Annotated in this window: 22 protein-coding genes; 4 read left to right on the top strand and 18 right to left on the bottom strand. The window is 60.7% G+C overall.

Features of this window, described 5'->3' with window-relative positions; all coding sequences use genetic code 11:
* Nucleotides 1-88 precede the first annotated feature (88 nt).
* Complete coding sequence (locus IEV40_RS04020; protein WP_188419649.1) at nt 89-913, top strand: symmetrical bis(5'-nucleosyl)-tetraphosphatase; 825 nt, start codon at nt 89-91, stop codon at nt 911-913.
* Nucleotides 914-921: 8 nt separating this feature from the next.
* Here the strand turns inward: IEV40_RS04020 and IEV40_RS04025 are convergent, their stop codons facing one another.
* The 6 genes from IEV40_RS04025 to IEV40_RS04050 are packed head-to-tail and all read right to left on the bottom strand — an operon-like array spanning nt 922 to nt 5,543.
* On the bottom strand, nt 922-1,674 hold the full coding sequence (locus IEV40_RS04025) for a lysophospholipid acyltransferase family protein (protein ID WP_188419650.1): 753 nt from the start codon (nt 1,672-1,674) through the stop codon (nt 922-924).
* 57 nt (nt 1,675-1,731) lie between these two features.
* A complete protein-coding gene (locus tag IEV40_RS04030) occupies nt 1,732-3,015 on the bottom strand; it encodes a dihydroorotase (RefSeq protein WP_188419651.1) in 1,284 nt (427 codons plus the stop codon).
* Nucleotides 3,016-3,020: 5 nt separating this feature from the next.
* Nucleotides 3,021-3,980, bottom strand: coding sequence for an aspartate carbamoyltransferase catalytic subunit (locus IEV40_RS04035; RefSeq protein WP_188419652.1), 960 nt, complete (start codon nt 3,978-3,980; stop codon nt 3,021-3,023).
* Entirely contained in the window at nt 3,973-4,485 is a 513-nt protein-coding gene (gene pyrR / locus IEV40_RS04040) for a bifunctional pyr operon transcriptional regulator/uracil phosphoribosyltransferase PyrR (RefSeq protein ID WP_188419653.1), read from the bottom strand. The genes IEV40_RS04035 and pyrR overlap by 8 nt, the downstream gene beginning before the upstream one ends.
* Entirely contained in the window at nt 4,482-4,868 is a 387-nt protein-coding gene (ruvX, locus tag IEV40_RS04045) for a Holliday junction resolvase RuvX (protein WP_188419654.1), read from the bottom strand. Before ruvX ends, pyrR begins: the two co-directional genes overlap by 4 nt.
* A 15-nt stretch (nt 4,869-4,883) precedes the next feature.
* Nucleotides 4,884-5,543: a YqgE/AlgH family protein gene (locus IEV40_RS04050; RefSeq protein WP_188419655.1), complete on the bottom strand. Its 660-nt coding sequence runs from the start codon at nt 5,541-5,543 to the stop codon at nt 4,884-4,886.
* A 123-nt stretch (nt 5,544-5,666) separates the two neighbouring features.
* Between IEV40_RS04050 and IEV40_RS04055 the strand changes: the two genes are divergently transcribed.
* Complete coding sequence (locus tag IEV40_RS04055) at nt 5,667-7,145, top strand: cryptochrome/photolyase family protein (protein ID WP_188419656.1); 1,479 nt, start codon at nt 5,667-5,669, stop codon at nt 7,143-7,145.
* Between the two features lie 81 nt (nt 7,146-7,226).
* Here IEV40_RS04055 and IEV40_RS04060 read toward each other — a convergent pair whose 3' ends face one another.
* From IEV40_RS04060 to IEV40_RS04085, 6 genes are all read right to left on the bottom strand, one after another.
* On the bottom strand, nt 7,227-13,121 hold the full coding sequence (locus tag IEV40_RS04060) for a hybrid sensor histidine kinase/response regulator (RefSeq protein WP_188419657.1): 5,895 nt from the start codon (nt 13,119-13,121) through the stop codon (nt 7,227-7,229).
* A gap of 109 nt (nt 13,122-13,230) precedes the next feature.
* Nucleotides 13,231-15,501: a methyl-accepting chemotaxis protein gene (locus IEV40_RS04065; protein WP_188419658.1), complete on the bottom strand. Its 2,271-nt coding sequence runs from the start codon at nt 15,499-15,501 to the stop codon at nt 13,231-13,233.
* Between the two features lie 57 nt (nt 15,502-15,558).
* Entirely contained in the window at nt 15,559-16,131 is a 573-nt protein-coding gene (locus IEV40_RS04070) for a chemotaxis protein CheW (protein WP_188419659.1), read from the bottom strand.
* A gap of 14 nt (nt 16,132-16,145) precedes the next feature.
* Nucleotides 16,146-16,511, bottom strand: a complete 366-nt coding sequence (locus IEV40_RS04075; protein ID WP_188419660.1) for a response regulator — start codon at nt 16,509-16,511, stop codon at nt 16,146-16,148.
* A 20-nt stretch (nt 16,512-16,531) separates the two neighbouring features.
* Entirely contained in the window at nt 16,532-16,939 is a 408-nt protein-coding gene (locus IEV40_RS04080) for a response regulator (RefSeq protein WP_308632361.1), read from the bottom strand.
* A gap of 167 nt (nt 16,940-17,106) precedes the next feature.
* On the bottom strand, nt 17,107-17,259 hold the full coding sequence (locus tag IEV40_RS04085; protein ID WP_188419999.1) for a rubredoxin: 153 nt from the start codon (nt 17,257-17,259) through the stop codon (nt 17,107-17,109).
* Nucleotides 17,260-17,355: 96 nt separating this feature from the next.
* Here IEV40_RS04085 and thiD point away from each other — a divergent pair, with 96 nt between their 5' ends.
* The gene (gene thiD, locus IEV40_RS04090) at nt 17,356-18,204 is read left to right on the top strand and encodes a bifunctional hydroxymethylpyrimidine kinase/phosphomethylpyrimidine kinase (protein ID WP_188419661.1); all 849 of its coding nucleotides are present in this window, start codon (nt 17,356-17,358) and stop codon (nt 18,202-18,204) included.
* 32 nt (nt 18,205-18,236) lie between these two features.
* A complete protein-coding gene (gene hemL / locus IEV40_RS04095) occupies nt 18,237-19,526 on the top strand; it encodes a glutamate-1-semialdehyde 2,1-aminomutase (protein WP_188419662.1) in 1,290 nt (429 codons plus the stop codon).
* 46 nt (nt 19,527-19,572) lie between these two features.
* On the opposite strand, the gene corA is transcribed toward hemL, so the two are convergent.
* The 6 genes from corA to IEV40_RS04125 form a co-directional block, all read right to left on the bottom strand.
* A complete protein-coding gene (corA, locus tag IEV40_RS04100; RefSeq protein ID WP_188419663.1) occupies nt 19,573-20,547 on the bottom strand; it encodes a magnesium/cobalt transporter CorA in 975 nt (324 codons plus the stop codon).
* 410 nt (nt 20,548-20,957) lie between these two features.
* The gene (mtgA, locus tag IEV40_RS04105) at nt 20,958-21,653 is read right to left on the bottom strand and encodes a monofunctional biosynthetic peptidoglycan transglycosylase (RefSeq protein WP_188419664.1); all 696 of its coding nucleotides are present in this window, start codon (nt 21,651-21,653) and stop codon (nt 20,958-20,960) included.
* Between the two features lie 66 nt (nt 21,654-21,719).
* Nucleotides 21,720-22,547 carry a shikimate dehydrogenase gene (gene aroE, locus IEV40_RS04110; RefSeq protein ID WP_188419665.1) on the bottom strand — a complete coding sequence of 276 codons (828 nt, stop codon included), beginning with the start codon at nt 22,545-22,547 and terminating at the stop codon, nt 21,720-21,722.
* Entirely contained in the window at nt 22,548-23,432 is an 885-nt protein-coding gene (locus IEV40_RS04115) for a TonB C-terminal domain-containing protein (RefSeq protein WP_188420000.1), read from the bottom strand.
* Nucleotides 23,433-23,507: 75 nt separating this feature from the next.
* Complete coding sequence (locus IEV40_RS04120; RefSeq protein WP_188419666.1) at nt 23,508-25,544, bottom strand: ribonuclease catalytic domain-containing protein; 2,037 nt, start codon at nt 25,542-25,544, stop codon at nt 23,508-23,510.
* A 108-nt stretch (nt 25,545-25,652) separates the two neighbouring features.
* Nucleotides 25,653-26,240, bottom strand: a complete 588-nt coding sequence (locus tag IEV40_RS04125; RefSeq protein WP_229723940.1) for a chorismate--pyruvate lyase family protein — start codon at nt 26,238-26,240, stop codon at nt 25,653-25,655.
* Between the last annotated feature and the right edge of the window lies 1 nt (nt 26,241).

The raw sequence follows: 26,241 nt of genomic DNA on the forward strand, positions 1-26,241 counted from the left end.
ACATGCAATGCCGGCAGGCTTTGCCGAAAGGCGCTTTCCTTATAATGTGCACTATGCCGCATCCGGCGCATCCAACCGAAACCTCTTCATGACCACCTATGCCATCGGCGACCTGCAAGGTTGCCACACCCAGTTCATCGCGCTGTTGAAAAAAATCGAAGCCGCCTCGCCGGATGCGCAATTCGTCTTCGTCGGTGATCTCGTCAATCGCGGCCCGCAGTCGCTGGCAACGCTGCGGCATGTGCGTGCCATGGGAAATCGCGCGCGCGTCGTACTCGGCAATCACGATCTGAACCTGCTGGCGGTTTTCTGCGGACTGCGCCAGCCGCATGCGTCGGATACGCTGGACGACATCCTCGCCGCCGACGATCGCGACGAATTGATCGACTGGCTGCGGCACCAGCCGCTGGCGCTGGAAGCCGATGGCTGCCTGTGCGTGCATGCCGGCGTGCTGCCGCAATGGAGCATGCAGCAGACGCTGTCGCTGGCGCACGAAGTGGAAACCGCGCTGCGCAGTGCGAACTGGAAAGATTTCCTGCAAACGATGTACGGCAATACGCCGGACCGCTGGGACGATGCATTGCAAGGCGCGGACCGGCTGCGCTGCATCGTCAATGCATTGACGCGCATACGCTACTGCCGCGCCGATGCCAGCATGGAATTGAAAGTCTCGGAAAGCCTGGCCGATGCGCCACCGGGATTGCAGCCGTGGTTCGACATGCCGGATCGGCAGACCGAAAACGCTACCGTCGTATTCGGCCACTGGTCGACATTGGGATTGACGCTGCGCCCGAACCTGGTCGGGCTGGATACCGGCTGCGTGTGGGGCGGCAAACTGACGGCCGTCAATCTGCAGGATCGCTCCGTCGTGCAGGTCGATTGCCCGCAACACCGGCAGCCGGGCAAACACTGACGCAGGGATCAGGCTGCGCGTTCGGACTCTTCCGCGTAACCGAGCCGGATGGCGATTGCACGATGCGCCGCCAGCGACAATTCACGCCGGTGCGTGCCAGTCGAATCTATCTCCGCCAGCGGCATCAATTGCACACGCATAGGCGATGAACGCATGATCGTCAGCAGGCTGGCGACGAAGGTCATGTCGCCGACAAAATCGGCCGCGGGGTGGAGTTTTTCCTCCGCATCGACGTAACGCAAGGCGACCGGCTGCACCGGCACCTTCGCCTCGATGGCGGCTTCAAACAGGTTCGGATGGAAAGACAGCAGCGTGCCCTGCGCCGCCGTCGTCCCCTCGGGAAAAAATGCGATTCGCTCGCCCTTGCGCAGACTGATCACCAGTCCTTCGTAGACACGCCGGATTTCGCGCTGCTTGCCGCGTGCGATGAAGATGGTGCCGGCCTTCTCGCACAACCAGCCCAATGCCGGCCAGTTGCGGATATCCGCCTTGGCAACGAATCGGCACGGCTGCTGCGAATTGATGACGAAGATATCGAGCCACGAGACGTGATTGGCGACGATCAGTTCGCGCCCTTGCAGTTGCGCGCCGTTCTCCGCACACAGATCGACACTGATGTGCAAGATCGCCAGCAGGCCGCCTGACCAGCGGCGAATGCGGCGCTCGCGGCCGGCATCGTTGACGAATGGAAAAACGAAAGCCGACGTCGCCAGTCCAGCCAGCAGATGCAGCAGCACGCGCAAAAAGGTCCATGCGATCATGCTGCCGCCCTGCCGAAAACCGTCTCGGGAAGAAGCGTCGGCTTCATCGATGAACGATCAGCGCTGAAAAGCTATATGACCTGCCACCACCGTCGCCTTCACCTGCCCAGCCAATTCGTAGCCGAGGAAAGGCGTGTGCTTGCCTTGGCTTGCCAGCACGGGCGCCGCCACCGTCCAGCGTGCCGCCGGATCGAATACGCAGATATCGGCAATTGCACCAACTGCCAATTGGCCGGCCGGTGCGCCGATGATGCGCGCGGCATCGGCCGTGACCATGGCGATCGCACGCGACACTGCCTGCTTCGGCTCCGCGCATTCCTCGCCCCATTTCAATGCCAGCGACAGCAGCAGTTCGAGACCGGTCGCACCCGGAGAAGCCTCGCCGAACGGCAGCAGCTTCTCGTCGTCGTCGACCGGCGTATGGTCGGAACAGATCGCATCGATGGTGCCATCTAGCAGGGCTGCACGAATCGCATCGCGGTCGCGCTGACCGCGCAATGGCGGCGTCAGGCGTGCATTGGCATCGAAGAAGCCGACATCGATCTCGGTCAGATGCACATGATGCGCACCGACGTCGCAGGTGACCGGCAAGCCTTCCTTCTTCGCCGCGCGCACCAGTTCCAGACCGGCAGCCGACGACATGCGGCACAGATGAACGCGCGCACCCGTCACGCGCATCAGTTCGAAGATCGTGTACAGCGGAATCGTTTCCGACATTACCGGCACGCCGGACAAACCCAGACGCGAAGCGACCGGGCCGCTATGCGCGACGCCGTTGCGGCCCAGATGCGGGTCCTGCGGGCGCAGCCACACCGTGTAGTCGAAAGTTTTCGCATACTGCAATGCGCGTAATAGCACCGTGGTATCCAGAATCGGCTGATCGGCCTGCGAGAAGCCGATGCAGCCGGCATCGGTCAGTTCCGCCATCTCGGTCAGCGCTTCGCCATGCAGCTTCATCGTCAGCGCGCCGAGCGGATAGACGTGCGCCTGGTTCAGCAGGCGTGCACGATGCTTGAGCATCTCGACCAGGCCCGGTTCGTCCAATACCGGATCGGTATCCGGCGGACAGACCAGGCTGGTGATGCCGCCCTGCACGGCTGCCTGCATTTCCGATTCCAGCGTGGCCTTGTGTTCGTAGCCCGGCTCGCGCAGACGCGCGCTCAGATCGACGAGGCCCGGTGCGACGACGAGGCCGCTCGCATCGAGCGTCTTGGTCGCCGTGAAATCGGCCGGCGCGTTGCCGACGCCGACGATCTTGCCGGCTGCAATGTACAGATCCTGTTTGGCATCGACGCCGTTGGCCGGATCAACCAGATGGCCGTTCTTGATGTGGATTTTCATCTCTTTTAATTTCCCGCCAGAATACTCATCACCGCCATGCGCACCGCGATGCCGAAGGTCACCTGCGGCAGAATCACGGCCTGCGTGCCGTCCGCCACTGCCGATTCGATCTCGACGCCGCGGTTCATCGGTCCCGGATGCATGACGATCGCATCCGGTTTCGCCAGCGCGAGACGCTCGGTCGTCAGGCCGTAGCTTTTGAAAAATTCCTGCGCCGACGGCAGCAGCGCGCCGCTCATCCGCTCGTTCTGCAGGCGCAGCATGATGATGACGTCGACGTCCTTCAAACCCTTGTTGATGTCGGTGAACACGCGCACGCCCATCTGTTCGAGTCCGCTAGGCAGCAATGTACGCGGCCCGATCGCGCGCACTTCCGGCACGCCCAGCGTGGTCAGTGCGTGGATGTCCGAACGCGCGACGCGGCTGTGCAGGATGTCGCCGACGATCGCCACCGTCAGGTTGCTGAAATCCTTCTTGTAGTGGCGGATCGTGTACATGTCGAGCAGGCCCTGCGTCGGATGCGCGTGGCGGCCGTCGCCGGCGTTCACCACGTGCACGTGCGGCTGCATCGTGTCGTTCAGGTGCTTGGCGATCAGGTAGGGTGCGCCCGATTGCGCGTGACGCACGACGAACATGTCCGCGTGCATGGCCGACAGGTTGTCGATCGTGTCCAGCAGCGATTCGCCCTTGCTCGAACTCGATGCCGCGATGTTCAGGTTGATCACGTCGGCCGACAGGCGCTTGGACGCGATCTCGAAGGTCGTGCGGGTGCGCGTCGAATTCTCGAAGAACAGGTTGAACACGCTCTTGCCGCGCATCAGCGGCACCTTCTTCACCTCGCGGTCGCCAATGCTGACGAACGAGGAAGCGGTATCGAGGATATGCAGGATGTGCGCCTTCGGCAGGCCTTCGATGGTGAGCAGATGCTGCAGCTCGCCGTTCTTGTTCAATTGCGGATTAAGCATGGTCCACCGTCAGGGATAAGCGGCCGTCTTCGGCCCGTTGCAGGACCAGCTGCTGCCGGTCCGGTATGGAAATCGTGGTCGCGACGAAATCGGCAGCGATCGGCAGCTCGCGTTCGCCGCGATCGGCCAGCGCCGCCAGCAGGATGCGCGCCGGGCGGCCGTAGTCGAACAGTTCGTTGATCGCCGCGCGCGTGGTGCGGCCGGTGTACAGCACATCGTCCACCAGCAGGATCGTCGCGCCGTCGACGTCGAATGGGATCTGTGTCGGTTTGACGTCGGTGCGCAGGCCTTTTTCCGCGAAATCGTCGCGATAGAAGGAAACGTCGATGAAACCGAGGCGTTCGCCCAGCTGCATTTCCATCGCCAGCCGCTCGGCCAGCCAGGCGCCGCCGGAATGGATGCCGACGATGCCGACGTTCTCGGCCTTGGCCAATGCGGTTTTCACCTGCGCTGCCAGTGACTGGTACAGCGCTTCGGCGTCGAGTTCAGGATTCGGTAGGGTCATTGCGAAATACCATCGAAATATTGCTGCAGGATGATCGCGGCGGCCTGATCGTCGATCGTGTCGCCGCGTTGGTGGGAAATCACCGCGGATGAGTAACGCTCATCCACCAGCACCGTTGCCACATCGAAACGGCCATGCAACTGGTTCGCAAAACGCCGGCAGCGCGCCGTCATCTCGTGCTCCGCGCCATCGGGATGCAAGGGCAGGCCGACCACGCACAAGGCGGGCTTCCATTGCTGCATCAGCTCGGCAATCGTTGCGAATTTCTCGTCGTTGGTAGCGGCACGGATGACAGCCAGCGGCTGCGCCTGCTTCAACAGGGTATTGCCTACTGCCACGCCGATGCGCTTCAAGCCGAAATCGAAACCCAGTACGGTTTCCACTAGCGCCGCGCTCCGTCAGGCATGCCCTGCCTCTCCGCTCAGCATCATCGGATCGATGCCCAGCAGTTTCAGCGCGGCGACGAAACGCTGTTCCAGCGGCAGATCGAACAGGATGCCGGGATCGGCACGCACCGTCAGCCAGCCGTTGCGCGTGATTTCTTCTTCCAGTTGGCCTGCACCCCAGCCGGCGCAACCCAGGCTGACCAGCATGCGTTCCGGGCCGCGCCCGGTCGCCACCGCTTCCAGCACGTCCTTGGACGTCGTCAGCGCAATCTGGTCGGTCACCGGCAGCGTCGACGAAAAATCGCCGATCGGCGCATGCAGCACGAAACCGCGGTCCGACTGCACCGGGCCGCCGAACATCACCGGCTTGCTTTCCACTTGCGCCAGCGCGATTTCGAGTTTCAGATCGATGCGGTTGAGCAGCGTTTCGACAGTCATGTCGGTCGGCTTGTTGATGATGACGCCCAGCGCACCGTTGGTGTTGTGCTCGCACAGATAGACGACGGTGCCGCCGAATACGGGGTCGAGCATGGACGGCATCGCGATCAGGAAATGATCGGCGAGGCTCAGCTCGTCGCGTTGGGGAGTATCAGAAGCGGAGGAAAAATCGAGTGAATCCCAGGGAGAGCCGGGATCGCTGGCAGGGTTGCTGGTCTTACGTTGCTTCGACATGGCCGCTATTTTAACAGTTTTGACCCGCTGTTTTCGCCGGATTTTTTCACCGCCGGGCGCATGCCGGCGCGGTTTTGCGGCATAGTGGCGGCAATCCCGCTGATGGACAACATGGCAATACCGATGCCCCGTTTTTCCCATTCCGATACCGCCCTGGTCTGGTTCCGGCGCGACCTGCGCAGCTTCGACCATGCCGCCCTGCACCATGCGCTGGCAACAAGTCGCCGGGTCTTCTGCGTCTTCGTTTTCGACCAGGCCATCATCGACAAACTGCCACGCGCCGACCGCCGTATCGAATTCATCCGCGACAGCGTCGCCGAACTCGACGCCAGCCTGCGCCAGCTCGGCGGCGGGCTGCTGGTCTTGCACGGCGATGCACGCACCGCCATTCCCGCACTGGCCGAAGAATTGCAAGCCGATGCCGTCTTCGTCAACCGCGACTACGAACCCGCCGCGATCGCCCGCGACGACGACGTGGCACAAAAACTGGCCGAAGACGGACGCATTCTGCATCGCCTCAAGGATCAGGTCGTTTTCGAGAAAGACGAAGTACTGACGCAATCCGGCACACCGTTTTCGGTCTTCACGCCGTACCGGAATGCGTGGATGAAAAAGCTGCAAACCGACATCAACGGCCTGCAGCCGTACGACATCGATTCCTTCGCCGCGCATTTTGCCGACCCCGCGCAAAATCGGCATGCACACATGCCGACTCTGGCCGGCCTCGGTTTCAGCGCAACCAATCTGAAGGAACTGCAACTGTCGACCGGCATGTCCGGCGCGCAACGGCTGTTCGAGGATTTTGCGGAACGTCTGCCGCAATACGACCGGACGCGCGATTTCCCGGCGGTGAAAGGCCCGTCCTACCTGTCCGTCCATCTACGATTCGGCACGGTATCGATCCGCGGTCTGGTCCGCTATGCAATCGAGGCCATGCGCACCGGCCAGGGCGGCAGCGGCGCAGCGACATGGCTGAACGAACTGATCTGGCGGGATTTCTATTTCATGATCCTTGCCCGTCATCCGCATGTGGTCGACCGCAGCTTCAAGCCGGAATACGATGCCGTCGTCTGGGAAGAAGGCGCGCATGCGGATCGCCTGTTCGATGCCTGGTGTAACGGCCGCACCGGCTATCCGCTGGTCGATGCGGCAATGGCGCAGATCAATCAGACCGGTTACATGCACAACCGCCTGCGCATGGTAACGGCATCCTTTCTCGTCAAGGATCTCGGCATCGACTGGCGGCGCGGCGAACGCTATTTCGCCGAAAAACTGAACGACTACGACCTGTCCGCGAACAATGGCGGCTGGCAATGGGCGGCTTCGACCGGTTGCGATGCGCAACCCTACTTCCGCATCTTCAACCCGGTCACGCAATCGGAGAAATTCGATCCCGACGGCAAGTTCATCCGTCGCTATCTGTCGCAGTTGGCCAGGTTGTCAAACAAGCATATCCATGCGCCATGGAAGCTTGCGGCAACCGAATTGGAGGACGCCGGCATCGTGCTGGGCCGCGATTATCCGCAACCGATCGTGTCGCACGAGGAAGCACGCGTACGTACGCTGCAGCGCTACGGCGTCGTCAAGAAAACTTATTCCTGATCGTGATGCGTTGGCACATCGACACCTGCATAAAAAATCCCGCAACATGTGCGGGACTTTTTGGGGAATGGCCGGCGCGGCCTAGCGCTCGACCGCCGCCTTGCCGGCAAAATTTGCTACCAGCGCCAGCAATGCATCTTCCTGATACGGCTTGCCCAGGTATTCGTTGACGCCCAGTTCCATCGCGTAATTGCGATGCTTGGCGGCCGTGCGCGACGTGATCATGATAATCGGAATGTCGCGGGTGCGTTCGTCGTCGCGCACGTTGCGCGTCAGGTCGAAGCCGTCCATGCGCGGCATCTCGATGTCCACCAGCATCACGTCCGGCGTGATCGATTGCAGATGTTCGAGCGCATCGACGCCATCCTTCGCCAGCACGACCTGATAGCCTTCGCGGGTCAGCAGACGCTGCGTGACGCGGCGCACGGTCAGCGAATCGTCGACCACCATGACGATGGATTGCGTGCGCAAGCCCTGCACTGGAGCGGCATGCCGCTCCGCACGCCCGGGCGATGCCATTTCCGCCACCGCTCCCATGTTGTCCGGCACATCGGACGGCGTCAGGCGCGGCGCACGGATGTTTTCCTGCGCGACACGCTGCGCCAGCGGCACCGGATTCAGGATCAGCACGATCTCGCCCGAGCCGAGCACGGTCGCACCGGCGATGCCGATCATCCGCGACAGTTGCGGGCCGATGTTCTTGACGACGACCTCGCGGTTGCCGATCACCTCGTCGACGTGCAGTGCCACGCGATCGTTGCCGCTCTTCAGGATCAGCAACGGCGAATAATGCTGCGTAACCGGCGTCGCGTCCTGATCGCCCAGCAGCGTCGACAGGTAATGCATGGGCACGCGTTGCGATTGCCACATCACGGCACTTTCGTTGTAGGCCGCCGCCAGCGCACCGGTCTTCAACTGCTGCACCTGCTCGACCAGTACCGACGGCACCGCGTAGGTTTTGCCGCCGGTAGACAACAGCACGACCTGCGTGACCGCCAACGTCAACGGCAGATGGATGGTGAATTGCGCGCCCTTGCCCGGTTCGGAAACCGTGGACACGCGGCCGCCCAGCGATGCCGCTTCGGAACGCACGACATCCATGCCGACGCCGCGGCCAGCCAGTTCGGTCACTTCCTCCGCCGTCGAAAAACCGGGATGGAAGATCAGGTCCGTCACTTCGGCATCGGAAACTTCCGCGTCGTTCGTCAGCAGGCCATTCGTGATTGCCTTGCGGCGGATGCCTTCCAGGTTCAAGCCCTGGCCGTCGTCGGAGAAGTGAATAACGACTTCGTTGCCTTCCTGCCGGATTTCCACCAGCAGTTCACCCGTTTCGCTCTTGCCCGCAGCTTGGCGCCGCTCGCGCGACTCAATGCCGTGCACGATCGCATTGCGCAGCAGATGTTCGAACGGGCCGGCCATCTTTTCCAGAACGCTGCGATCGATCTCCACCGCGCTGCCGCGGATATCGAGGTTGACGCGCTTGTCCATTTCCTTGGCAGCCTGCCGCGTGACGCGGAACAGCCGTTCGGAGATGCTGGCGAACTGCACCATGCGCACGCGCATCAGATCCTGCTGCAGATCGCGCGTGAGTCGCGCCTGCACCGTCAGATCGGTGACGGCGCTGTCGAGCGTGCGGTTCAGGTTCTGCTGGACAGTGCCGACGTCGCTGACGCTCTCGGCCATCATGCGCGTCAGTTCCTGCAGGCGCGTGAAGCGGTCGAATTCCAGCGGATCGAATTCGCGATCGACCGATACGCCCATGTTCGAACTGATCTGCGACTCGGCCTGCATCTCGATTTCGCGCAGCTGATCGCGCAGACGGACAACATTTTCCGACAACTCGCCCAGCGATTGTTTCAATGTGCCGACTTCGGTTTCCAGCTTGGAACGCGAGATCGACACTTCACCGGCCTGATTGACCAGACGATCGAGAATGTCTGCACGCACACGCACCAGTGGCGTCGAGGACGGTGCCGCCAGCGAACGCGTATTGGCATCCGCCGGCACGGCAGGCGCAGAAGGTACGAGAGATGCAGCGGCAGATTGCTCTGCCGCTGGCATTACGCCGGATATGACCGGCGGTTCGGAACCTGAGACATGCTCGACTGCTGTCGGCATCGGTGCCGATTCGCTCTCGTCGACAGACGGTTGCGAGGATGGCAGCACGGTCGACTGCGAACGCGACTGTTCGACCGCATCCGGCGCCAGCAGTTTTTCGAACAGAGAGAGGCCGTGATCGTAGCGTGCCAGCAGATCGTCGAGCACCAGCGCAGAAGGCTGGCCCGCATGCGTGATGTTTTCGATGCGCGTTTCCATCTCGTGCAAATGCTGGCCCAACATCATCGCACCGGCCATGCGCGCGCTGCCCTTGACGGTATGCAGCGTACGCAAAACGCCTTGCGGCAAGGAAGCATCCAACGGATTCTGTTGCCACGCACGCAGCATCTGCCCCATTTGCGGCAGCATGTCCTGCCCCTCTTCGATGAAGACGGCCAGCAGGTCGGCGTCCAGCTCATCCTTGATCGCCAGCGCCGGATCGGCCAGTTCCTCGCCATCGCGCGGATAGACCGGCTCCTCGAAAGGAACGTGCTCCGGCATCGATTGACCTGATTCCGCAGCCTCGACTACCGCATTCGCAGCAGCAGGATCGAAAGCCACCGGCACTTCGATGGATGCAGCCGGCATCACATTTCGCGTTACGGCACGCACCTCCAGATCTTCCGGCATGCTTTCCAGCATCTTTACCTGATCCGGTTCCTCGGCCGGCATTTCTCCCAGTGCGAACATCTGCAGCATGTAGCGAATGCGCTCGACTGATTGTTCCAGCGTGTCGTATTCGCTCAGCAGCAGCTTGACCGGTTTGCGCGCCAGATACTGCAACACCATTTCAAGTGCATAGGCAATTTGGTGCAACGGCTTGAAGCCGACGGTAGCCGAGCTGCCGGCCAGTGAATGTGCCGCATGTACGGCCTGCACGCTGACGTGCCGATCCGATTCATGACGCCACTCGGCGAAGTCCTGCGACAGCAGACGCACCAGTTCGTCCGTTTCTGCCAGATAGATATTGTGCAGCGGAAGACTGATTTCCAGATCGCCGACGCGCTTGATGTTGTCGTCAGCCCGCGCTACCGGTGCCGGCTTGCCCGGGAAGTCTATGACATCGGCAACCGGGGCTGCAGTCGCTTCCGCCGCTGTTTCTGCTGCTGTTGTTTCTGCTGCTGCCTTCGGCTCGACAGCCGCTGCTTCCTCCGTTACCGACGGTTCGGTATCGCCACGATGGAATTGCGCCAGTTCCTCGTCGCTCAGTTCCACTTCTTCCGCTTCCGCTACGGCAGCCGGCGCTTCTTCCTCCGGATTGTCGTCCGCTGCAAAACCGGATTGCATCCCGGCAGGCACATCGGTTTGCGGTGCGTCGAATTCCACACTCGATTCCATAGCCGCAGTCGCCTGCTCATTTTCTGCATAGCGGAACGGCTCGCCATTCTTCACGCGGTCCGCCGCGGCAATCAGCGCCAGACCGGTGCGTTCCGAATTGCCCTTCGTCTGCAAATCATCAACCCAGGCTTCCAGTACATCGGTCGCCTTTTCCAGCAATGTATAAAGTTCGGCATCGCCGCCACGCGTTTCGGACAGGCGCAGATTCAGCACCTGCTCGACGCTCCATGCCGCTTCGCCCAGCGCAATCAGGCCGACCATGCGGCCGCTGCCTTTCAACGTATGGAAAGAGCGACGCAGCGTCGTCAGATATTCCTGGTTGTGTGGTGCATTGCGCGACAGCGGCAGCGTCTGGCGCACGCACTCGAGAACCTCGATCGCTTCACCGAGAAAGATTTCCAGCAGTTCGGCATCGATCGCCTCTTCCGAAGCAGGCGCTGCGGATGCGGTCACTTCCGACATTTCCGAATCGACAGTCTTGACCTGCGCACCTGTCGCCAGTGCAATGTCTTCCATTGCCTGCGGCGACGGCACGAAGTCGGGCGCTTCCAGCATATCGATCACTGCGCGTGCGCGATCGTTCGCTTCCGGATTGTCGACCAGCGTTGCATCCAGCCGTACCTGTTCCAGCGACTCCTTCAGTTGTTCCTGCAACTCCGGATTGGTCGGCTCATCCATCAACGACATCGCCAGTTCTTCCGAGTGCTTCTGGTGATAGGCCAGTTCCGCTTCGACAGTCGGCAGCGCCGGCTCATCGGCCTCGACTTGCGGTATCTGCGGAATATCGACCGTCAATCCGTCTTCCGGGATTTCTTTGCGTTCGGCAAGACTGGCACGAAAGATGCCGCTCCCTTCGTCGAACGCGAAACGGCTTTGCGCCACATCCGGATGCAATTGCAAGGTCTCGATGAAGAAACTCAGCGCACCGACGTTCTGCGCCACCTGCTCGAATTCCTTCACGTCTGGCTGATCGGCTGCATCGATGAAGCGGCGCACGGCTTGCTGCGTATGCTGTACCGCACGCACCGCATCCTGCTGATCGAGCACCGACAGCGCACCGCTGATCTGATAGAGGATGCTGTCGATATCGGCCAATCCATCGCGCCGTTGCGGATCGCGGAAATATTCATCGAGCAGCTTCTCGACCTGCCGCAAGCTGGATTGCAGTTCGCCCGACAGCGCAGTCATCGTCTGGCGCTGCTGCGCCTCGCGCGACATGTCGTCCAGCCATTGCGCCGACTGTACAACCGGTTCGCCGGCGACGGCGGACAGCAACCGCGTCGTCAACGCATCAGCCCGTTCGGCAAAATCGTCGGACAAATGACCGATCTGCTGCAGCGCATTCTCGACGAACAGCAGGCTGGTCGCGATTTCCAGACTCAGGCTGTCGCCCGGGCGGGAATGCGCAGCATGACGCGCGATGCCGCTCAGCTCACGCAACAGTTTCGCCAGCGACGGTGCATTGAGTCTGCTGCCGGCATCGGCCAATCCGGCCATTTCCTTTTCGAAAGCCTGCGCGACACTCGCATCGCCGCCTGCGATACGGTTCCACAGGTTCTTTGCCTGCGACAATTTTTCCTTGGCGGTCGCCAGCGATTCTGCATCGATCTGGCCGTAGCGTTTCTTCTCGTAGTCAGACGGTACCGCGCCGTCCAGTTGATAGGCAGCGCGAATCTGTTGCGCCAGTGCGGACGGCTGTTCGACGCGTGCAATGAAGAACAAGGCGTCACGCAGCAAACGTTCCGTGATACTGGACGAGCCTTCGCTCAAGCGACGGATCTGCAGGTTGATGCGAGCAAACAGCTGTTTGACATACAGTTCACTTGGCACCTGCCCCGCCGCCACCGCATCGGCAAAACCGTGCATGACCCACCAGAAACTGCGCGCCTGTGGCGTGGCTTGCGCGTATTCGACACGCTGCACGATGTCGCGCATCGTGGCGGCGCTGGCCTGACTGCCGTCGCCGCCTTTCAGGAACAACAACAATGCACGTTCGAAGCGCTTGCGCAATGCGACGTAATCGTCGCGCGCCAGCGTCTTTGTCGCCGGAGGCAGCTGCGGACGAATCGCCAGGTTGGGGAAGAACAAGTCAGCTGGATGGATGCGTTCGGCGCCGCGCACCTGTAGCAGCGCGCGATAGTAGGGAAACAGCCGCACCGGCTGCTGCGGCAGACCCGCCAGCAATTCTTCCAGATATTCGACCAGCGCCTGATAGGCGTGGCCGATCGCCTGCACGCTGTCGTCGGAAAGTTCGAGCTGCCCCGATTCGAAACGATCGAACAGGTCTTCCACCGTTTCGGTGATGATGACGACACCATCGACGTCGACGATCTGCAAGGCGCCATGCGCCTGATGCAGATAGGTCTTGGCATGCCGCAGCGTGGTCGAACGGTTCTCCGCATCCGGCTGCACCAGGGCTTCGCCCAGCGCCACCCTGGAACGCGTCAGCGCTTCGCGGATTTCACCGATGACCCAGGACAGCGGACCGGTATCGAAGTTGTCCCGGCCGCCTTGCGACACGGGGGAGGAAGGGGTATGCATGACTGCCTCGCGGTGCGGAGACAGCCGATCGCCGATCGGCTGTCTCGATTGCTGTTAGACCTGCCGTCGGCAGGACTGCAAACAAACTTCTGAATGGCGCCTGACCGTGTTAGGCCGTGACGCGGAAACGCGACACCGAGTTCTTCAGCTCTTCGGCCAGTTTCGACAGTTCGCGAATCGAGAGTGCGGTCTGCTGCGTACCCTGTTGCGTCTGCTCGGTAATGTTCAGAATGCCCTGGATGTTCTGCGCCACGCCGTTGGCCGACGTCGCCTGCTGTTCGGTCGCCGACGAAATGCTTTGAATCAGTTCCGCCAGACGATTCGACACGCGGCGGATATCGGCCAGTGCGGCGCCGGCCGCATCGGACAGTTTCGCGCCTTCGACCACACCCTGCGTCGACTTTTCCATCGCGGCGACAGCATCGTGCGTATCGGTCTGAATGGTGCGCACCAGCGCGCCGATCTGCTTGGTTGCCTCACCGGAGCGTTCCGCCAGTCGCTGCACCTCTTCCGCAACCACCGAGAAGCCGCGGCCTGCTTCGCCTGCCGACGCCGCCTGAATTGCCGCGTTCAGCGCCAGCACGTTGGTCTGTTCGGTAATATCGGAAATCAGTTCGGTGATCTCGCCAATCTCCTGCGACGATTCGCCGAGACGCTTGATTCGTTTCGAGGTTTCCTGAATCTGTTCTCGAATCTCGTTCATGCCCTTGATCGCGTTTTCCACCGCGCGCGCGCCCTGTTCCGCCGCCGTCACCGACTGCCGCGCCACCGCTGCGGATTCGTTGGCCGATTTGGACACATCGGTAATCTGCGTTGCCATGCTCAGCACCGCCTGACCGGTTTCCTGAATGTTGCGCGATTGCTTTTGCGATGCTTCCAGCAGTTCGGTCGAAATGTTCTGCGCCTGATTGGATGCCGAAGTCACCTGCTCGGCAGTGCGCGTCACGCGTCCGACCAGGCCACGCAGTTCTTCCACCGTGTAGTTGACCGAGTCGGCAATCGCGCCGGTGACGTCTTCCGACACCGTCGCTTGCACGGTCAAGTCGCCGTCCGCCACTTCCTGCAGTTCGTTCATCAAGCGCAGAATTGCCGCCTGGTTCTGATCGTTCGCCTTCTTGGCTTCTTCTTCCTGGCGTTGCGCTTCCAGACGCTGGCCTTCTGCTTCCATCCGTCGGGCGTCCGCTTCCTTCGTTCTATTACGGCTGTCTTGCAGCAGAACCAGCGCAATGCCCGCAGCGGACAACAGCGCAGCCAGCACGCTGGCCAGCATCAGCCAGAACGGCAACGTCAGCGAATCCTGTTCGGTGCGATAGGCTTGCTGCACGTCGGACAGTCGCTGCTTCAGCGCCTCGTTTTCCTTGAAGATCAGTTCCTCGGCCTGTTTTGCCGCAATGAAGTTCTGCAGGTTGCCGAGAATCTGTGCAATCGACTTCTGGTATTCGCCGAAGGCCGTTTGCAATTCCAGCAGCTTGTCGCGCGTATCCGGCTCGGTGGTCTTGGTCAGGCGCAGCGATTCGCTGCCGTTCAGGAAGCCGTCGGTGAGTTCGCGGAAGGTATTGGTGTCCTTGCCCAGCAGGAAGGCGGTTTCCGGATCCACGCCTTCGGAACTCAGGAATTCGTTCGCGCTACGCGCCAGACGCTGCGTCAGCATCACCAGCGTGCCGGCCGCCGCGATCTCGCGTGGCGACGCGCCACTTTGCGCCTTCAGGTTGGCGATCTGTTCGGATAGTTCCAGCAGGTTCGGCGAAATGCCGTTCAGCACTTCCAGCGTGGAACCGAAACCGGTCAGTTCCTTTTCCAGCTTCAGGATCGATGCTGCTGCCTTGTCGGAGCCGGTCCACAGCTTCTGCGTTTCCTTCAGCATCGCATCCATCCTGGCGTCCGGTGGACTGATGTTGCGGCCACGATAGATGCCGCCCTTGGACAGCACGGCCAGATCGTTGTTGAATTCCTTGCGGCTGTCGGCCAGCTGCTTGAATGCTTCCTTGTTACCCTGAATCGCGTTCGGCGTTGCCTTACCGACACGCTGCGAGTGCATCAGCGCGTCACCGGCAATCTGGGTTTGCGTAGAAGTCAGTTCGGAATAATCAGCATTGAGCCAGACGAACACGGCACTCAGTATCAGCGAACCACCGAGCGCGGCGAGCAGGATGCGAACCTGCTGTTGCAGCGGCAGATTGCCGATCAGCGGCAGGCGGATGTCGCCGCTTTTTTCCAGAACGTCGCCGATATAGGTCGCATTCGGATTGATCGTGCGTACGGCAGCTTCCACACGCGTCTGCGTATCGGGCGCAACGGCTTGTGCGTCGTTGCTGGCGTTGCCTCCCTGATCCGCTTCATCCTTTCCGTTACGCGAAAAGAGCGGTAATTTAAACGCCATACTGATTCTCCTGACTCTGTTTTTATAATGCGTCCGGGTTCATCGATGGTCGCTGTATTACAGACCGACCTGCAGAAACCTGGGGTGTTGAATGACCGAGGAAAGATCGAGTTCCGTCCATATCTGGGAATCCCGATCCAGATAACGCCGACCGGCCCATGCCGGCTTTTCCCCACCGTCGTTGTCACTGCCGTCGTAGTGCTGCATGTCGTCGACATTGCGCAAGCCGAGCACGCGCGACACCAGCAAGCCGCTGTTGAACGACAACGCGGAACCGAAGGCGACGATACGGCTGTCCTTGTCCACCGCGGTGGAACGGCCGCCTTCGAAGCAGGGGAAATCGATGACGCTTATCAGATTGCCGCGGATATTGGTTAATCCGAGAAACCACGGCTGGGTCAGCGGAACCTGTGTAATCGTGCCGATCGGCACGATTTCGCCGGCCGACTGCAGATCGAGCAGCCAGCGGCTGTCGCCCATCATCACGCCGAGCAGATTGGCATGCACGCCTTCACTGCGCGCGGTGTGCATGCGCTCGACCAATTGCGCCTGAAATTCACGCAGGCGGGTGCGCCGTGCGGTGAGTTCCGGCTTCTGGATCGCTTGAGAATCCGACGAGGGCTGGCTCATGGTCAGCTGGCGTGTTATCCGAGCGCCGCGATCTTGGAGAGCAACTCGGTCGGATCGACCGGTTTGACGATGTAATCGCGCGCGCCCTGACGCAGACCCCAGATGCGATCGGTTTCCTGGCCCTTGCTGGTGCAGATGATGATAGGCACATCCTGCGTTTCCGGATCACGGGTGATGGCGCGTGTGACCTGAAAGCCGTTCTGGCCCGGCATCACGATATCCATCAGGATCAGTTGCGGCTTGTCCGCCTTGATTTTCTGCAGCGCTTCTTCACCGTTTTCTGCAGTGGAAACGGAATAGCCTTTCTTGACGAGGATATCGGTAAGGAAATAGCGTTCGGTAGGGGAATCGTCAACGATGAGGATTTTCTGAATGGCCATCTAAAACCTTTGAATCGAAATTATTTTGCAAGGGCTTCCGCCGCCGTGTATTCGCGCACGGTCTTTAGCAGGCTGTCCTTGGTAAACGGCTTGGTCAGGTAGGCATCGGAACCCACCATGGCACCACGCGCCCGGTCGAACAAGCCGTCCTTGGACGACAACATGACCACTGGCGTGGAATGGAATTTGGCGCTTTTCTTGATCAGCGCACAGGTCTGGTAACCATCGAGGCGCGGCATCAGAATGTCGCAAAAGATCAGCGCCGGCTTGTGGTCGTTCATCTTGGCGAGGGCATCGAAACCGTCGTCCGCCAGGACAACCCTGTAGCCCGCCTGGCCCAGAAAAATCTCTGCCGACCGACGAATCGTGCTGCTGTCGTCGATCACCATGATTTTCATATCAGCATTATCTGGTGCCATTGTCGTCATGATTCCTGATTAAACTGTGTCCACAATATACGGCCCATCAGTAACAAAAAGCAAGATTCTTCAGACGAGCGCCGATGATGTGAATGTGCGCATCGTGGTTTTTCAACCAAAAATTGCCAAACTCATAATGCAGATGATTTGAAGGCGCCAGCGCCATCAAACTGCAATCAGACCACGACCATTTCGAAGTCTTCCTTGCGCGCGCCGCACTCCGGACAAGTCCAGTTCATCGGCACATCGGCCCAGCGTGTCCCCGGCGCAATGCCCTCTTCCGGCAGGCCGGCAGCTTCGTCGTAAATCCATCCGCAGATCAGGCACATCCACGTTTTGAACGGTTCAGTTGATGCTTCGTTATTACTCACGGCAGAGAGTCCTTCAAGTTAAAATGCACAGTCAGCTATCTTAATATACCCGTCGTGCAAAACCAAACTTCACCGCTGATTCTCACTTTCGGACCGACCGATCCGGTCGGCGCGGTCGGCATCCAGGCCGACCTGGCGGCCTTTGCGGCGATGGGCTGTCACGGCCTGTCGGTCGTGACGTCGCTGTTCATCGGCGATACCGCACGCATCGAAGATGCGCAGGTCGTCGATTCGGACTGGGTGATCGACCAGGCACGCGTCGTGCTGGAAGACATGCCCGTCGCGGCCTTCAAGATCAGCGCCGTCGGCAGCATCGAGAATGTGTCGGCGATCGCCGAAATCGTCTCTGATTATCCGGACATTCCGCTGGTCTTCGATCCTTTCCTGTCTTCTCTGCCCGATCAGGGCCCCGAAGGCGAAGACATGCTGATGGCCACGCGCGAACTGCTGATTCCGCAAACCACGCTGCTGGTGCTGTCGGCAGTGGAACTGTCGCGCCTGGCCGAAACCTGGCGCGAACCTTCCGACGAAGACATGATGGCGGTCGATGCGATGCGACTGATCGAAATGGGTTGCGAATATGTGTTCGTCACCGGCACGCCGTCCAGCCTGACCGATGTCGCCAATACGCTGTTCGACGAGAATGGCGTCGTGCGCCACGATAACTGGCAACGCATTTCTGGTTCGTACAGCGGTGCCGGCTCGACCCTGGCCGCAACCGTTGCTGCGCTGCTGGCCAATGGAATCGACGTGCCGGAAGCCGCATTCGAGGCGCAGGAATTCACCATCGCCGCAATTGCCAACGCCCAGCGCCTCGGCATGGGCAAGCTCGTGCCCGATCGTTATTTCTGGGCACGCGAATCGGATGGTTCGGTCGGCGATGTCGATCCGCCCATCCAGTAATTGCCCTTCACTTCTTCGCTTACGAATACCGCATGACCTCTCATAACGACACCCTGTTCGCCCGTGCGCAACTGAGCACGCCGGGCGGCGTCAATTCGCCGGTGCGCGCCTTCCGTTCGGTCGGCGGCACGCCACGCTTCATCACGCGCGCCGAAGGCCCGTACTTCTGGGATGCCGACGGCAAACGCTACATCGATTACATCGGCTCATGGGGCCCAGCCATCGTCGGCCACGCGCACCCGGAAGTCGTGCAGGCCGTGCAGGATGCGGCCGCGCGCGGCCTGTCGTTCGGTGCGCCGACCGAAGGCGAAATCGAGATGGCAGAGCTGATCTGCAAGCTGGTGCCGTCGATCGAACAGGTACGCCTCGTCTCCAGCGGCACCGAAGCGGCGATGAGCGCCTTGCGTCTGGCGCGCGGCGCAACGGGACGCGACATGATCGTCAAGTTCGAAGGCTGCTATCACGGCCATGCCGATTCGCTGCTGGTGAAAGCCGGCAGCGGCCTGCTGACCTTCGGCAATCCGACGTCGGCTGGCGTGCCGGAAGATTTCGCCAAGCACACGCTGGTGCTCGACTACAACGATGTGCAGAAACTGGAAAACGCGTTCCGTGAAATGGGTGACAGAATCGCCTGTGTGATCGTCGAACCAGTCGCCGGCAACATGAACCTGCTGCGCGCCACACCGGAATTCCTGCAAGCGATGCGCCGCCTGTGCACACAGCACGGCGCCGTGCTGATTTTCGATGAAGTGATGTCTGGCTTTCGCGTCGCACTCGGCGGCGCGCAATCACTGTATGGCATCACGCCAGATCTGACGGTACTGGGCAAGGTCATCGGCGGCGGTCTACCGGTGGCGGCATTCGGCGGCCGCGCCGATCTGATGCAGCATCTGGCGCCGCTCGGCGGTGTCTATCAGGCGGGAACACTGTCCGGCAATCCGGTCACGGTCGCCGCCGGCATGGCGACACTGCAACTGATCCAGGCGCCCGGCTTCTACCAGCGATTGACCGCACAAACGGCCAAACTGGCAAAAGGCCTGACGGAAGCGGCGCGCGAAGCCGGCATCGCCTTCTGCGCCGATGCAATTGGCGGCATGTTCGGTCTGTATTTCGCGAAAGAATTGCCGGTGTCGTATGCGACGATGATGGAATGCGACAAGACGCGCTTCAATGCCTTCTTCCACGCGATGCTGGACGACGGCATCTATCTGGCACCTTCCGCCTTCGAAGCCGGATTCGTATCGGCCGCACATGACGACACCATCATCGATGCGACAATCCAGGCCGCTCGTCGCGCCTTTGCACAACTGAAGGCGAACTGATTCTGGTAACGCGCCGCCGATTCGGACGGCGCTAATCACCATTGCCTTACCGCAGCCAGCCACGGCGGCGGAAATACCACATCGGCACCAGCGCGCTGGCGAGCATCAGCATCAGCGTGTACGGATACTCGAAATTGCCGAAGAACTTCAGCTCCGGGAAACCGACGTTCATATTCATGCCATAAACGCTGGCAATCAGCGTCGGCGGCAGCAATGCCACGCTGGCAACCGAGAAGATCTTGATGATCTTGTTCTGATTGATGTTGATGAAACCGACCGTCGCATCCATCAGGAAGTTGATCTTGTCGAACAGGAAGGCCGTGTGGCCGTCCAGCGATTCGATGTCGCGCATGATCTGGCGCGCTTCGTCGAACTGTTCCGGATTCAACAGGCGGCCGCGCATCAGGAAGCTGACCGCGCGCCGCGTATCCATCATGTTGCGGCGAATGCGGCCGTTCAAATCTTCCTCGTGCGCGATCGCGTTCAGGATCGAAGCCGCATCCTGATCGGTCACGTCTTTCTGCAGCACGCGATGGCTGACTTCTTCCAGCGTCAGGTAAATGCCTTCCAGCGAATCCGCCGAATATTCGGCATCGGTCGCGTACAGATCCAGCAACACGTCCTTGTAGTCGTTGATGGAACCGGGGCGCGAGCGAGCGCGCATGCGCACCAGCCGGAAGATCGGCAGGTCGTCCGAATGCACGGAAAACAGCATGTCCGTCGTCAGGATGAAAGCGACGGTGACGACGCTCGACGGGCCGTCGCCTTCTTCCAGCAGGAAATCGGTGCGCAAATGCAAGTCACCGTTTTCCGCCTCATAGTAGCGGGCCGACGCCTCGATATCCTTGACCTCGTCCTCGCCGGGCAGCGTGACGCCGTAGATGCTGCGCACCCAGTTACGCTCGTCTTCGTTCGGATCGGTCAGGTCCACCCAGATCGGCCGGCTCTTTTCGAGATCGGCGCGGCTATCGATATTGACCTGGTTCAGGCGGCCATTCTGTAATACGAATACGTTGATCATAAGCTCTCCCAGCCGCGTTAGAGACATCAACCTTCGCTGATGACACACACAACCCATCCTGCAGCCAAGCTGCGGGCAAATCAAATTTTTCAGGGGAACGCGGCCGACAAGCAGCCTGGACGCGACCTCCCACCCGGATCGGCGAGAGGCGCTTTGGAACGTGCGCGAAAGCGCTATCTCGCGGATCGACCGTCAAGCAACGGCTGACAACATGAAGTTGGACTACCCAAGTCGGGTCTCCGTTAATAAAAACAGCGCAAGTTTACTGATAAGTCCTTGTGCCCGCAAGCCGCATCTGACTCTTCAACGTCCGAAGACACGGATCGTTGACACGCAACCACACCACAATGCATGCGAAATGAAAAGTGACAGTTTGATGAAATGAACAGCCAAAAAGAAGCGGGGCAGAATCAGGGCAAGGCCGCCGAACTCATGCGACGCAGGATCAAATCGGTACGGCGCGCCAGATAGGCCGAACCACGATGCGTATCGTAATAGCGCGGATTGGGCAGCATCACAGCCAGTCTTGCTGCCTGCACCGCGTCCAGCTGTGCCGCCGATACACCGTAGTAATGGCGCGACGCCGCCTCGGCACCGTAGACGCCGACACCCCATTCGACGACGTTCAGATAGATTTCGTAAATGCGTTCCTTGTCCATCCAGAATTCGAGCATGTAGGTGATGACGACTTCCTGCCCCTTGCGCAGATAACTGCGATCGCCCGACAGGAACAGGTTCTTCGCCAGTTGCTGCGTGATCGTCGATCCGCCGGCGACCACCCTGCCCTTCTTCAGATTCTTTTCGTAGGCTTTTTCCAGCGCACTCCAGTCGATGCCTTCATGGTCTGAAAAGTTCGCGTCCTCCGATGCGATGATCGCGCGCTTCAGGTTCTTGGAAATCCGGTTGTACGGCACCCATTTCTGCTTCAGCTTCGCATTCGGATTTTTCTCCTGCATGACGGACAACTGATGCCGCATGAAGCTGGTCGACTCCGGATCGTGATGGACCCACCAGCCGATCTGCAGGAAAAAATACAGCTGCACCAGCACGATCAGGGCGACCGGCACCAGAATCAACCAGAGCAGCAACCTGTGCAGGGTTTTCATATGCTGTTACGAAAAACGCTGTTACGAAAAACGATGAAGACGGATGGAAGCGAGGATGGCATGCGATCAGGTCGCTTCCATGCGCGCCCGCAATTCGGCAAATACGGCAGCCGTTTCCGGCCGCACGCCGCGCCACAGATCGAACGATTCGGCCGCCTGCTCGACCAGCATGCCGAGTCCGTCGCGCGCCTGCGCGCCATGCTGTGTCGCGAAACGCATGAAAGCGGTCGGTTCACTGGCATACATCATGTCGTAAGCCAGCGTATGCGGACCGAAGACGCGCGGCGAAACCGGCGGCACTTCGGACGACAGGCTGGCTGCCGTCGCATTGATGACGACGTCGAACACGTCTTCCAGTTCGCCGAAATCGCCGGCGCGCAGAAAAGGATTGTTGTCGAAACGGTGTACCAGTTCGACCGCCTTCGCATGCGTGCGGTTGGCGACGACAAGACGCGCCGGCCGCTCGTCCAGCAAGGGTAGCAGTGCGCCGCGCGCCGCGCCGCCGGCGCCGAGCAGCAGCACGGACTTCCCGGCGATTGCGACACCGGCGTTACGCACGATGTCGTTCACCAGACCGATCCCATCCGTGTTGTCGCCCAGCATGCTGCCATTTTCGAATTTCAATGTATTGACAGCACCTGCCGCGCGCGCGCGCGGTGTCAGCGTCGTCGCCAGCGCAAAGGCTTCCAGCTTGAACGGCACCGTCACGTTCAACCCCTTGCCCCCGGCTTGAACAAACGCACGCACCGCTTCGACAAAACCGTCCAGTGGCGCCAGCAATTTGTCGTATGACATGCTCTGCTTCGTCTGAGCGGCGAAACGCGCATGAATGTCGGGCGACTTGCTGTGGGCGATCGGATTGCCGATCACTGCATACTGATCCCGTTTCGTCACTTACTGTCCCCTGGTTTCGGTCTCGAGCGCATTGTCGCGCGTGAAACTGAAGCGTGTGATGACTTCCCACACATCATCGCGGCCGGTCGAGCGCATATTGTCCGGGAAACGTCCGAACGGCGCAGAGCGGCGCACGATCGACAACGCAGCCGCATCCAGATCGGGATTGCCGGATGTGCGCTCGACGCGCGGGCCGCCTTCCTTCATATATAGAGTGCCATCCTGATAGATCGGAATGTAGATGACCATCTGGCCGTACAGCTTCTTGCCGTCCTTCTGCGGAAAATTCAACGTGCCGAAACGTTCGATGCGATCCTGCAGCGCCTTGTAGTAGGCAGCGTAGCCGACTTCGCGCGTGCTCGGCGTCACCTGCGTTTTCTTCGGCCGCTTGTTGTAGTCCTCGATGCTGCGCGCAATTTCCGCTTCGCGGCGCAGCAGGGCCTTGGCGCTGTCGAGCATGTCGGTCGCACTTGGCTGCGGCGGCTCCTTCCGTTCGATGTCGTTCGTCTTCGCGGCACGGAACTGGTTATCGGTCTTCATCTGCGCCATCAACTGGCGCTGCTGCTGCTCCAGTTCCTCGACCTTGCGGCGCGCAGCCTTGGCGCTGTCGCCATCCGCGCTTCTGCGCATATCGGGCAGCGGCGATTTCGCACGGCCGGCATCGGCATTGCCGCCGCCATCGAGATTGGCCTGCGCCAGCGCATCGGCTTTCAGCGGTTTCCTGTCGTGCTTGGCGTTGACGAGAATGACTTCGAGGCCGGGATCGGCGGGCTTGAACTTGAAGGCTTCCGGCGCGGTGAAACGAATCGCCAGCAGCACTGCATGCGCCAGCACGGAAATCGTGATGGCGATGCTCAGTGTACGGTTCTGCAGGATGGACTTCACGCGCGGGATGACGGACGGCAAGTTTCGGATGGCTGCATTCTACGGCAAAGAACGTCCGAATTTAATCCGCACGCGTCATTCTGAAGCGGGATGATCGGCTGGCGCAGTTTCTGCCGCGGGTTCTGCAGGCACCGGCTCGGCATCGCCTTCCTGCAAATCCTCGGACATATCCTCTTCGTCCAGCGCCGGTTCGGCGCCGGCATTCTGCGTGACGTCGAGCAGACGCGCTTCGACCGTCAGATCGACCTCATCCCAGCGCAGCAGATCGAGCCGCACCTGCGCGCCACGCGCAACCTGTGGCATGCCCGGCAACTTGATGACGAGCGGAATATCGGCCAGTCGCACGATCTCGTCCTTCAGCACGGTCGCCTCGACCCTCATCGCTTCCGCATCCCCTTTTTCCTGCGCCAGCCAGCGCAGGCACCAGTAGCGCTCCATATCGGACTGGAAGGAAGCGTAGGCGCCATAGGCGGCGTCGAAGGCGGAAACGATCGCGAACAGATCGGCATCGCGCGGCTTGAACGGCGCGGCCAGCGGCGCCGTCACGCCATGCTCGACGCAGGCCAGGATCTGCCATTGATTGACGAGATCGGTATAGCGACGCAGCGGTGACGTGCCCCATACATATTGATCGACGCCCAATCCCTGATGCGGCGCGGCGTGCGTCAGCATGCGTACCTGCATCTTCGCCGCCCAGCCGTTGCCGGATGCGCCCTGTGCGCGATAGATGCCCGGCACGCCGTGATCGTGCAGCAGCTTGCCCCAGCTGCTGTTGGCGAAGATCGCCAGTTCGGCGACGATCTTGTCGAGCGGTGCGCCACGCTTGCGGCGCAGGATGGTGACGACGTCGTCTTCCACATAGAAATTGAAATCGACGCGGTTGGTTTGCTCGGGTCGCAGGCCGAAGGCTTCGCGCTTGGCCATGCGGCCCTTTTCCAGCATCTGCACCCATTGCCACAGCAGGGCGATGTCTTCCTTGTGCGGATATTCTCCTGCGTTGGTGGCCAGGTTTTCTTCCGTCACCAGCATATCGAGATCGTTGTGCCGCAAGTTAGCCGCGATCGGCACGCGTTCGGCGCGCGTTTCGGTGGAGACGACCGACCAGTCACTCGTATCCAGCGTCGCGTACAGCGAAACCGCCGGCCGTGCGTCACCTTCGGCCAGCGTGAATACGTCAACTAATTCGTCCGGCAGCATCGTGATCTTGTCGCCCGGCATATAGACGGTAGACATGCGCTGGCGCGCGATCGCATCCAGCGCATCGTCGCGCTTGATGCCCAGTGCCGGTGCCGCGATGTGGATGCCGATGCGTACCTTGCCGTCCGGCAGGCGCGTGACCGACATCGCATCGTCGATCTCGGTGGTCGTCACGTCATCGATCGAGAACGCCTGCACGTCGGCCACCGGCAGTTCCGGCAGTGCGGGCAATTGCACGTTCGGAAAACCGATGCCTTTCGGGAAGGATTCGAACAGGAATTTCGAAAAGTGCAGTTCCTTGGCGGAAGAAATTCCACCGACGGCCAGCATCAGCCGTTGCGGCGCGATCTGCATCTCGCTGCAGGCTGCATCCAGCGCCTTGTATTCGATACTGTTTTTGTCCGGCTTGAACAGCAGCTGCTGCACCAGCGGACGCATCGCATCGGGCAGGCGATGCGCCTTCAGTTCCTCGACGTACTGCGCCTGCACCAGCGCCTGCTGGCGCTTCTTCTCCATGCCGGCCAGCGCGGCCTTCAGCGATTCTTCCGGCGCAGCCTTGTAGCGGCCCTTGCCCTTGCGGTAGAAATACATCGGCGCCGAATGCAGCTTCAGCACCAGGCCGGCAGCCTCATGCGGCTTGGGTTCGTGGCCAAAGTATTCGTTGCCCAGATCGGCAAAACCGAATTCATCCTGCCCTGCCACTTCCCACAGGAAATTGGCATCGATGTCGTCGGCAATCGCCTGCGCTTCCGCCATGAAGCCAACCGGCTCGGGTGCGCTGAACTGCAGCAGCACGTCGCGCGCACGCACCTTGGTCCGTTTGCCCGACGGCAGTTCGACTTGATACGCCTCGCCCTGCTGCGACATCGCCACACCGGCCTTGAATTCGCCGGATTCGTCAAAAAAGAGATTCATGCTGCCTTGTCTTGGTCGTCCGACGATGCCTTGTCCTGTATTGGCCTTGCATCGTGCGGTATGCGCTTGTGCGCGTTGTTCATCAATCGGTTTGTCAGCCGCTGCCGTTCAGATCGTCTCTATCCCCGGCAGGAACACTTCCGTCACCAGAAGCAAACCCTTGTGTCGTCGATACAGGCACCGCCGTGCGAACAGCGGGCCGTTCAATTCTTTTTGCAATTCGCCCCACAACGCAGCCGCCGCGCGCAATATCAACGGATGTCGCGATCCGAGCCGCGCGTATTCCAGCCGGCCGCGCCACACGCGCGGATCGCCGAACAGCGTCGTACCTAGCGAACGCGAACCGAGGCTGCCGAAGAATGGCCAGTCGGTTGTCGTCGCCGTCAACGGCACGATCGTGTGGCCGAACACCATCGGTCGTTCATCACAGCGCAGGAATACGTCACGCTCCTGCGCCATCATGCGACGCGACAGACCGATCTCGCCGTACTCGTCGGCCAGCGGCATCGCCGGACGCTGCGCCAGCGGCTGCACGCAGAAATGATCGCAGCGCTCCTTCAATTTCAACGTCAGCGAACGCTGGTCGGTCAGCCAGTGGCGCATCGCCTGCGGCGCATCGACATGATTGACGTGCGGAAACCAGCGCGCCGCCGCCAATCCGCACATCGAGAATTCCTTGCTCTCTTTACCGCTCATT

The sequence above is a fragment of the Oxalicibacterium solurbis genome, from assembly GCF_014635845.1.
Lineage (GTDB): Bacteria > Pseudomonadota > Gammaproteobacteria > Burkholderiales > Burkholderiaceae_D > Oxalicibacterium > Oxalicibacterium solurbis.